Genomic DNA, 10,859 nt, shown 5'->3' with positions numbered 1-10,859 from the left:
GCGGCCGTGGCGGCCGCGCCCGCTGCGGATCCGGCGGTTGATGCGCAGCTGGCGGCTGAATTGGCCCAGGCCGAGGCGGCTGCCGCCGAAGCCGAGGCGGAGGAAGCCGAAAAACCGAAGAATCTGGCCGAAGTGACGGTAACCTCGCGGCGCAAGGAAGAAAAATTGCAGGAAGTGCCGATTCCGATCGCGGTCATCAACCGGGAAACCCTGGAACGCGACAATATCGTCAGCGTGCAGGATATGTCGCGGCGCGCCCCCAATCTCGGTGTCACCTCGGCAAACGCCCGCCAAACCAGTATCGCCTTACGCGGTCTGGGCAAGAACAGCGGTAACGAATCCATGGAGCCCAGCGTCGGGGTGATGGTGGATAACGTCTGGCGGGCCTGGGTGGGTTCGGCTTGGTCGAACTTCGCCGACTTGGATCAGATAGAAGTGTTACGGGGGCCGCAGGGCACTTTGCAGGGCAAAAACAGTAATTTGGGTTTGTTGAACATTACCAGTAAGGCACCCTCGTTCAAAAACAGTTATTACGTGGATGGCTTTGCCGGTAATCGCGATTCCTTGCAAGGAAAATTCGGTGCCACGGGCACCATTCTGCCCGGTTTATTGGCTTATCGCGCCTCGGGTTATATCGATAAACGCGACGGCTATATTAGAAATCTGGACATTCATCGCTCCGAAGGGGACTTGGGCGAAACCGAAGGCATGGGCGGCCGTTTGCAATTTTTGCTGACGCCCAGCGACGAACTCAGCGCGCGGGTCATCGTCGATAAGACCTTTTCCAACCAAACCATGAGCGTCAGTCCGCTGGTCGTCGATCCGACCCATTTCGACAACGGCCAGCGCAGAAACACCACATTCAGCAGCCGTCTGGACCGCGGCTGGTTCAATAACATCACCACCAACGGCCAGGCGCTGACGGTAATCGGCGATCCGCGCGCCATGGCCAACAACGACAGACGTCAATCGCGCGCCGACGGTTCGGGGGTCTCGGCGGAAATCAACTGGGATAAACTGGGGCATCGGTTTACCTCGATTTCGGCGTGGCGGGATGCCTTGTTCGAACCCAATCACGACGGCGACGGCTCGACAGCCGATATCGAACGCATCGCCGGCTGGACCATTAAAAACGAGCAATGGTCGCAGGAGTTCCGCATTGCTTCCAAGGAGCCGGGCGTTATCGATTATCAAGCCGGGATTTTCGCTATGCGCACCATCGCCGATACCTTCAATCAGCGACTATTCGGCAACGACGCCGGCGCTTTTTTTGCCTCCAACGCGCAATATAACCGCTTGAATGGTAGCGCCGTCGGCCGCCAAATGATGGCTGCCTCCATGCGCAATACCCTGTTCAATCAAAGCGTGGTGCCGGCTACCGACAGTTTTGCCGGTTATGGGCAAATCAACTGGCATATCACCGATGAGGCTACCTTGACCTTGGGTTTGCGCAACACCTTCGAACGCCGGGAAAACACCGGCTGGAGCCGAAATATAGGCGGTAGCGACCTGGATGCGTTGGGTGCGCAAATTGGTGCCACCGCGCAAAATATTACAGACGCCAAAGCCATCCGTAACGGACAGCTGACCGCCGAATGGGATGCGCCGCGGCAGGGTTTCGATCAGAACTCGCAAAACTGGTTGGTCAACCCCAGCTATAAGGTTACGGAAGATGTCATGGTCTACGGTTCCGTGGCCGGCGGCGAAAAATCCGGTGCCGCTCAATTCAACTTTAGTACCGGAGCCGTGCAGAACGTCAAGCCCGAGCAGGTCATGGATTATGAGTTCGGCGTTAAAAGCAGTTGGTTGGATCGTAAACTGGTGGCTAACGTCAACTTTTATCAAACCGATATCGAAGGTTTTCAGTCTCAACTGGTGGCCCCCGATCCTTTGCGAGAAGGGCAATTTCAAACGCAACTCGGCAATGTCAAAGGCATACAGCTGCGCGGTGTCGAACTGGAAACCAACTGGAATGCGGCGGAAGGCCTGGATTTCTTCCTGAACGGCTCATACAACAAAGCCATTTATACCGATTTCGACAATGCGCCGTGTCCGCCGGAAATTACAGGTGAAACCTCTTGCGATCAAACCGGCAATACCATTCCGAATGCCCCGGCCTTTACCGCCAACTATGGGGTGGATTATCGGGCTCCGCTGACCTTTGGACTCGGCAACGATTATGGCTTGCAATGGCACGCTTATCTGATCGACAGCTATAAATCGGCGGCCAACTACAATGCCAGTTTGTCGCGCTACGGCAAGCAGGATGCATATCACGTCACCGACGGCGGCATCGGTCTTGGCACCAAAAACGGCAAATACAACCTGGATCTGGTGGGACGCAATATTTTCGACACCATATACGTCACCAACGTCGGCAATTTTTCGGCGCGTAGCGCGGTTAGTGCCAGCTATGGCGATGCGCGCTACTTCGGTGTGCATTTCAGAGCCAAATTCTAAACGGCTATCGAACGGGGCAATGTTGCGTTGCCCCGCTTTGTTTGAACTGATTAAAACTTTATAGAGGAAATAAGCATGTTCTCCAAATCTCTCATAGCACTGAGTGTCACGGCTTTACTTTACGGGGCCGCGGCCCGGGCCGACGATCCGGTTACTCCCGCCATCCCCGGCGTGGCCGCCGGCGGCGTGGTGCTGGAACTGATCAAGGATGGCTTCAAGGGTACCGAGGGCCCGATAGGCTATAGCGACGGCAGCTTGCTGTTCACCGAAACCCAGGATAACAAGATTATTCGCATCGCCCCTGACGATAAGGTGTCGACTTTTCTGGAAAAGTCCAATGGCGCCAATGGCTTGGCCTGGACGCCGGACGGCCAGTTAATTGCCGTGCAAACCAAGGATACCCAGGTTGGCGTGGTGTATCCGCCCAAACAAAAAAAGGTTTTGGCCAAAAATTATCAGGGCGTGAAATTTCAGCGTCCCAACGACTTGGTCAGGGCCAATAGCGGCGCCATATATTTTACCGACAGCGGTACCCGCGCCACCAAGGAGGAGCCTAATCCGGAACCTTCGCGCGCCGCGGTTTATTACATCAGTCCCGAAGGCGATTTAAAGCAATTGGCCAACGACATCGAACGCCCCAACGGCATTCAATTGAGCAAGGACGAAAAAACCCTGTATGTGGCCAACACCCAGGGCGAGCATATTTTGGCCTATGACATTGCGGCGGACGGATCGATTTCCAATCGGCGCGATTTCGCCAAACTGGCGGGTTGGAAAGCTGGTGACGACGGTGTCTGGTCCAGCGGCGCCGATGGTTTGGCCTTGGATGACGAGGGGCGTTTGTTCGTGGCTTCCAATGCAGGTGTTGAGGTATTTAATCCCCAGGGCCAGGCGCTGGGTGTGATACCGGTGCCGAAGAAGCCGCAAAATCTGGCCTTTGCCGGCGCGGATAAAAATATCCTGTACGTGGTCGGACGCGGCGCGGCGTACAAGATTCCGTTGCTTACTCATGGTATTGCCGAGCGGGCGAAGTAGGCATGAACGCGGTTGCTCTCCGATTGAGGGGGCTGACTAGAGAGTATTGGGTGCTGTTGCCCAGCCTTATTTTCAATATCCGGCAGGGATCTGACCGGTGGATCGGAGTTGCCAGTCTCCTTGTTTGTCTTCGATCCCAAAAGTCAGGCCGTTGAAGGAACAACGGTCCAGGAATGGTGAGAAAAGCATTACGTTTGCCGGTACGGGAACCGGCGTTTCCCGATTTAGGCGAGTCCGCGTGCCGTTACGGTCTTGTTTAAAGCGTTGTGGTTGACCTCTGAAGGGCAAGGCGTGTTCCTTGCCCTTTTTTTTGCCCGCAAGTTTTAGCTAACGCCGCTTCGGCGGGAATTTTAGAGGCTGAGCTCTATCCGCGTGGGCATCGGGGCTTTTGTTAACGCAGCAGCAGGGTGTGTTGCGCGTCTGCTGTTTAATCATCAGTCGTGACGTCGGGCTGATGATTTGGGGAGGTCGGTAGTAAGCCGCGTGGGCTTGTTATTGAAAGAATTATCTTACAAAACAATAGCCTGAATTATGCCGTCATCAAGAAGCAAGTCGTGGCACAGTAGTTGCATTTCGACATCTGCAGCCCTTGTACTTGCGCATCCAACTGGTGCGCGTTTGGTAAAAAATAAAATGAGAAAACATATGACAAAAAAAATTCTTGCGCTGACTATTCTGGCGTTGGCGGTAACCAGTCCGGCCAGTCTTGCCGCCGGACACACGGAAACAAAGAAGGCGGAAGCCGGAGCTCAAAGGCCTTACACGGCAAAAACCCCCAAGTTGAACCGAGCCCAAATCGATGCCTTGCTGGCCAAGCCCGAACAATTATTGATCGTCGACGTGCGGCGCCCTGACGAGATATCCAAAATCGGCACCTTCCCGGTCTATCTGAACGTGCAGATCAATGAGTTGGAGAGTGCGTTGCCGTTTATTCCCAAGGAGCGCTCGATCGTAACCGTGTCCAACCATGCCGGTCGCGCCGGCAAGGCGGGCGATTTGTTGCTGGATAAAGGCTTTAAGGTGGTTGGTGCCATTGGTTCGCAGAACTACGAGGAAGAAGGCGGCACGATCAACAAAATCGTCCCCCCCGCGCCAAAAGCCGATGAGCATGCCGAACATCATTAAGCGCATTTATCTTGAATGGTTATAAACAGTGGTCGCGGGGAAACAACCCTCAAGCCGTCTTTTTTGGAGTGAACAAATGAACAAAAAAGTGTATTCCGCTTTGGTCTGGGGCTTGGCGGTTGTCATCACCGGTGCTCCGCTGGCCGCCGATGACAAGCCCGCGGATGAAGCGGGGAAATCGTCCAAGGCCAAGCTTTGGTCTTATCAGCCCGTCAATCCGCCGGCGGTGCCCGATGTTGCGCAGAGCGACTGGGTGCGCACGCCCATCGACGCCTTTGTGCTTGCGCGTTTGGAGGAAAAGGGCCTCAAGCCGTCGCCCGATGCGGATAAAGCCGCCTTCATCCGCCGGGCTACCTTGGATGTCTGGGGAATTATTCCAACCCCGGAAGAAGTGGATGCCTTTGTCCAGGACGATTCGGACAATGCTTATGAAAAATTGGTGGACAGGTTGCTGGCTTCGCCCAAATACGGCGAACGCCAGGGCCGCAAATGGCTGGATTTGGCGCGCTACGCCGACAGTACGGGGTTTCAGAACGACAATGACCGTTTGAATATGTGGCGATACCGGGATTATGTGATCAATGCCTTTAATCAGGACAAGCCGTACAGCCGTTTTATTCAGGAGCAACTGGCCGGCGACGAATTATGGCCGGGCGACGAGCAGGCATTGATCGCCACCGGTTTCATGGCTCAGTTTCCCGACAACAGCAATTCGCGCGACCTGGTGCAACGTAAATATCAAATCACCACCGATATCACCGATACCGTCGGTAAAGTGGTGCTGGGTCAAACCCTGGAATGCGCGCGCTGCCATAACCATAAATTCGACAAGATCAGCCAGAAGGATTATTTCTCCTTTCAAGCTTTTTTTGCCAATATCGCCCCGGTGGATAATATTCCGGTTAGCAATAAAGGCGAGGTGGAAAAGCAATGGCAGGCGCAGTGGGATAAATGGCAGGCGGCCACCAAGGATATCCGCGCCAAGCAAAAAGCCATTATCGATACCCATCGCGAGGAAGCGCTCAAATATCACAAGGAACGTTACCTGACCGACTCGCGCGAAGCCATTTTTAAACCGAAGGAGCAATGGACCGCACAGGATCGCTGGGTCAATCATCGCTTGGCCAATGTGACTACGGAGGGCAGTCTGCAATCGTTCTTTCAGGAACGCGGCGAAAGTACCGATCCTAAAACATACGATAAAAAAGTTGCCGAGCAATGGGCCGAACTGGAAAAGTTGAACAAGGAATTGCGTAAATTCGACGACTTAAAGCCAACCACCAGTTCCAATAACATTTCCGCCATGACCGAGCTGGGTCACCCGGATGCGCCGCCCAGCTTCGTATTTGCGGTGGGCGATCACGAGAAACCGCTCGAACAGGTCGAGCCGGCTTTCCCCGCTGCCATAACCAGCGAAAAACCGGACATAAAACCCTTGGCATTTTCATCCGGCCGCCGCACAGCTCTGGTGAAATGGTTGACCAGCGAGACCAACCCGTTGACCTCGCGCGTATACGTCAATCGGGTGTGGGATCAATATTTCGGTAAAGGCATCGTGGCAACGCTATCGGACTTCGGCAAAGCCGGCGAAAAACCGAAAAACCCCGAGTTGCTGGATTATCTGGCGAAGCAGTTTGTTAAAAATGGCTGGAGTGTCAAACAGCTGCATAAGGAAATTCTGCTGTCCAGCGTTTATCGTCAAGCCTCCGACTACCGGGAAGATGTGAAACAGGTGGATCCCGAAAACGAACTGTTGGCGGTGTTTCCCCGGCAACGTCTGGAAGCCGAGCAGGTCAGGGACTCGTTACTGGTTGCCGCCGGCAAGTTGGTTGATACGGTGGGCGGACCCAGCGTGTATGCACCCTTGCCGTCCGCCATTAATACCAATTACAGAAACAATAATGCCGCCGGGTTTAATGATCGCATGTGGCGTACCTCCAAGGACGAGAAGGATCACAATCGCCGCAGCCTGTACATCTTTACCCGCCGCAGTATTCCGTATCCGATTCTGGACTCCTTCAATATGGCATCGCCGCAGGAAGCGCACAGTAAACGCGAAGTGACCACCACGCCGCTGCAAGCTTTGACCCTGTTCAATAGCGAAGTGATCTTCGATTGGTCTAAATCGCTGGCGGGCCGTGTAATCAACGAGGCAGGCGAGGAGGAGGCGGATCGCATCAATCGTTTGTACCGGATTTTGTTTGCCCGTAACGCCAACGAGGATGAACTTGCAACCTTACAGGCCTTCCTGGACGAGCAGGCCAAGGTTATCAGCGCCAAGGCGGAAAACGGCAAGTTTGAAATCAACGTACCGGCCGAAATCAAAGACAAGAAGATCGATGACCCGATTCGCGCGGCGGCATTTGTCGACTTGGTACACACGGTGGCCAACTCAAACGAGTTCATCTATCGCTTCTAAATATGGCGCCGCCGGCCGATGGTTAGTATTAGCCCGGCCGGCGGCTTAAACAGACATGGGGTTTCGCCGTGAGTCGCTTTTTGCCATGGCACTCAAACGTTTTCCCGGAGGGTTATTTCGGAAAGCGGCTTTTGGTCAAATCCCAACTTTTCAAGAGAGAGTAACATTATGAGCAACAGTTCCAGACGCGACTTTTTGATCAAAACCGGCTATGGATTGGGCGGTCTTACCGTGAGCGGCTTGCTGCCGGGTGGCGGCGTAATTGCCAGCGCCTTGGCTGACGATGCCGCGCTCGCCGCAATTGCCGGCGAGAATCCGCTGGCTCCGAAAGCACCGCATTTTGCCGCCAAGGCCAAAACGGTAATATGGCTGCACATGGCTGGCGCACCGAGCACCCTGGATTTGTACGATTACAAACCCGAATTGGTAAAAAGGGCCGGTACACCGATTCCGGCTTCATTTTTGCAGGGCATCAAAACCAGTACGCAGGGCGGTGTCACCAAACTGATAGCCACGAAGAGAACCTGGAAGCAACACGGTCAGAGCGGCGCCTGGTTTTCAGACTGGTTGCCTAATCTGGCCGAGCATGCCGACGACTTGGCTTTCATCAAGTCCAGCGTCACGGTTGGCGCCACCCATGATATTTCCATCATGAAATTGAATTCCGGCGGCTTGAATCCCGGCCGTCCAACCCTGGGTGCCTGGGTTCAATATGCCTTGGGGTCGGCCAATCATAATCTGCCGGCTTACGTGGTTCTTTACAACGACAAGCGCGAGCCGCGCGGCGGGGTTACCAACTGGGAGTCCGGCTTCTTGCCGGCCGTATACCAAGGTACGCCGTTCCGGCCGGGCGATTCGCCGATTCTGCATTTGCAAAATCCGCAGTATGTGGCCGACAGCGAAAAACGCAATGCGCTGGATCTGCTGCGCCGGCTCAACGAATCGCATGCCGGCCGTTATCCGACCGATACCGAGTTGCAGGCTCGTACAGAGTCGTATGACTTGGCCTACAGGATGCAGGAAACCGCGCCGGAAGCGGTCGATTTCAGCAAGGAATCCGACGCCACCAAAAAATTGTACGGCCTGGATGAAGAAATCACCAAGCCTTACGGCGAATTGTTGCTGCGCGCTAGGCGCTTGGCGGAACGCGGCGTGCGCTTCATACAAGTGGTATCCGGTCCCACCGACATCAAGGGCGACAGCCGCGATTGGGATGCGCATCAAAACATAGAGGAAAATCATGGTAAGCATTCCAAAATTGTCGATAAACCGATCGCCGGGTTGTTGAAAGACTTGAAGGCCAAGGGCATGCTGGAGGACACCTTGGTGGTGTGGACTTCCGAGTTCGGCCGCACTCCCTGGAGCGAATCCGGCGACGGTCGCGACCATAATCCTTGGGGTTACACCCAATGGATGGCGGGCGGCGGCGTCAAGGCCGGCTATACCCACGGCAGTACCGACGAATTGGGCGTGCAATCGGCCAAGGGCAGCGAGGTCGATACCTATGACTTGCATGCCACGGTGTTGAATCAGTTGGGTCTGGATCACTTGAAGCTGATTTATAAATATCAGGGGCGTTCCGAGCGGCCAACCGTGGTGTACGGCAAGGTTATCAAGGAATTGGTGGCTTGATACGCCCCGCCTCGCTCCATGCGTGGATGCCGGGGGGGGCGTAGCCAGCTAATCGAAATGTTGCGCTTTAAGCAGTTCGGCGCATCCCGGTCATTTTGCAATGTCGGGGTGGCGCCTAGGCTTAAAGGGTCAAGATTCGGAAGGTTTTTTTGGCGCAACCCCGGGTATAGTCCGCGCAACGCCGATTCGATTAATGTAATAAGGAACCAAGCTAGATATGCGTAAGGCAAATTTGTTGCTCGTTTTCGCTTGCCTGCTGATTAGTGGAGCGGTGGCAGCGGAAGCCGACTTCGATTTCGAGGAACTGATGAATGATGTGGAAACCAAAATTCAAAATGTCCAAAACAATATCGCCGCTCAGGATGTAGCCACGGCGACTACCGAGACCAAGGAATTGCTGGATGCCTTCAAGCTGGTGGAAGGCTATTTCAGCAAACGCGGCGATGCCGAAGACGCGGTACATAATTCCAGGGAGTATCAGACCATGGCCGGTAACATACTCAGCGCGCTGAGTACCAACGATTTGAATAGCGCCGGCACGGCCGCCAACGAATTCTCCAAACAATGTCGGGGTGTTTGCCACGACAAATATAAACCGCTTTGACAGGATAATAATGAAACGCTTATTGCTGAAATGTATATTGCCCAGCCTGCTGGCCTTCGCGGCCATCGCCGCTTTACCGGAAGGTCATCCCGCGCCGGATTTTCAGGCTCAAGCTTCGCTGGCGGGGAAATCCTTCACGTATTCGCTACGGGAGTCGTTAAAAAGCGGTCCGGTGGTGGTGTATTTCTATCCGTCCGCTTATACCGGCGGCTGTAATATTCAAGCTCATACCTTTGCCACCAAGCACGAACAGTTCGCCGCCGCCGGAGCCTCTGTCGTGGGAGTTTCCCTGGATAGCATCGAACGGTTGAACGACTACTCCGCCGATCCGGAATATTGCGCCGGCAAATTCCCGGTGGCGTCCGATGCCGACGGCAAGATCGCCAAGTCGTACGATATTGCCGTTCGCGAAGCGACACCGGGTAAAACCGATAGCCGCGGCGCGGCGATTGACCATGGTTTTGCCGAAAGAACCACTTTCGTCATTACCCCGGATGGAAATATCGTCGCCAATATAGGCGGTTTGAAGCCGGCCGAGAATGTTGCAAAAGCCCTGGAGGTCGTACAAGGTTTGGCGGTCAAATAGGTCAGATTTTGAAGGGGAGACGACAGCGACAAAGTAAAACTCATATTCGTTTTTGGGTGTTGTCCGCAAGTATTGCCGGTATTTTGTTGTTGCCGGCCGCTTCGCTTGGGGTGGAAGCGGTCGATCCGGCGGCGCGAATCGGTCCGGGTAATCCGGAATTGGGCAGGATTAAAGCCGACGATAGCCGTTGCCTGGAATGTCATGGCATCGAAGGCATGAGTGGCGATGCGCGCATACCCAATCATGCCGGTCAATTTGCCGCTTATCTGATTAAACAGCTGCGTGATTTTCAGAGCGGTGCCCGGCACCATGAAGTGATGAATCTTATGGCGGAGGATCTTTCGGCGGGGGACATGGCCGATATTGCGGCTTATTTTGCCAGTCTGCCCGTCATGAGCGGGCCGCGTATCGGCGACTTCCCGGAGGCCGAAAAATTATTCGAGCGGGGCGACGCGGGCAGAAATATCCCCGCCTGTGCCGGCTGCCATGGCAACGATGGAAAGGGCGGGCGGGATGAACACGGTGTTTATCCGCTCATTGCCGGGCAGAACAGGGTGTATTTGCATAGCCAGTTAACCGGCTGGAAGCATGAGGGCCGCAGTAATAGCCCCGATGCGGTGATGAATAAAATCGCCGGAGCGCTACGGGACGACGAAATCGATGCGTTGGCAAATTACCTGTCCGGGCGATAAATCAGGGTTCGCAAAACCGATGGAACTTGAACTGTAAGTAGTAACGGAAGGAGGATATTCATGAAGACGTTGAATTGGTTGTTGTACGAAGTCCACCGTTGGTTGGGTGTGGTTTTGGCGGTGTTTATGCTGGTGTGGTTTGCCAGCGGCATATCGATCATGTATTCCACGCCGATGACCCAAACCAGAACTCAGCAACTGCTGCATGCCGAAGCGCTGGCGCCCGAGCCCGGATGGCTGAGTGTGGGCGAAGCCTGGGAGCGTAGCGCCGGTCAACGGGAAGCCTCGGCGGCGGCGTTCAAAGCC

General features: G+C 54.8%; 8 protein-coding genes and 1 pseudogene. All 9 read left to right on the top strand.

Annotation, left to right across the window (positions count from 1 at the left end; all coding sequences use genetic code 11):
* Nucleotides 1-2,460 (top strand): TonB-dependent receptor (locus NP590_RS19785; protein WP_256604463.1); only part of this gene is annotated, 2,460 nt, incomplete at its 5' end.
* A gap of 75 nt (nucleotides 2,461-2,535) precedes the next feature.
* Nucleotides 2,536-3,495 carry an SMP-30/gluconolactonase/LRE family protein gene (locus NP590_RS19780; RefSeq protein ID WP_256604461.1) on the top strand — a complete coding sequence of 320 codons (960 nt, stop codon included), beginning with the start codon at nucleotides 2,536-2,538 and terminating at the stop codon, nucleotides 3,493-3,495.
* Between the two features lie 645 nt (nucleotides 3,496-4,140).
* Entirely contained in the window at nucleotides 4,141-4,620 is a 480-nt protein-coding gene (locus NP590_RS19775) for a rhodanese-like domain-containing protein (RefSeq protein WP_256604459.1), read from the top strand.
* 76 nt (nucleotides 4,621-4,696) lie between these two features.
* A complete protein-coding gene (locus NP590_RS19770; RefSeq protein WP_256604458.1) occupies nucleotides 4,697-7,039 on the top strand; it encodes a DUF1549 and DUF1553 domain-containing protein in 2,343 nt (780 codons plus the stop codon).
* A 168-nt stretch (nucleotides 7,040-7,207) separates the two neighbouring features.
* A complete protein-coding gene (locus tag NP590_RS19765) occupies nucleotides 7,208-8,671 on the top strand; it encodes a DUF1501 domain-containing protein (RefSeq protein WP_256604457.1) in 1,464 nt (487 codons plus the stop codon).
* A gap of 217 nt (nucleotides 8,672-8,888) precedes the next feature.
* Nucleotides 8,889-9,275 (top strand): hypothetical protein, encoded by a 387-nt coding sequence (locus NP590_RS19760; protein ID WP_256604456.1) that lies wholly within the window; start codon nucleotides 8,889-8,891, stop codon nucleotides 9,273-9,275.
* Between the two features lie 10 nt (nucleotides 9,276-9,285).
* Nucleotides 9,286-9,861 (top strand): peroxiredoxin, encoded by a 576-nt coding sequence (locus NP590_RS19755; RefSeq protein ID WP_256604455.1) that lies wholly within the window; start codon nucleotides 9,286-9,288, stop codon nucleotides 9,859-9,861.
* Nucleotides 9,862-9,917: 56 nt separating this feature from the next.
* Entirely contained in the window at nucleotides 9,918-10,553 is a 636-nt protein-coding gene (locus tag NP590_RS19750; RefSeq protein WP_256604454.1) for a c-type cytochrome, read from the top strand.
* A gap of 60 nt (nucleotides 10,554-10,613) precedes the next feature.
* Nucleotides 10,614-10,859: pseudogene (locus NP590_RS19745) on the top strand (PepSY domain-containing protein); the annotation flags it as partial.

It is taken from the genome of Methylomonas subterranea, assembly GCF_024505185.1.
Lineage (GTDB): Bacteria > Pseudomonadota > Gammaproteobacteria > Methylococcales > Methylomonadaceae > Methylomonas > Methylomonas subterranea.
This window is presented reverse-complemented; position numbering and strand designations above follow the sequence as displayed.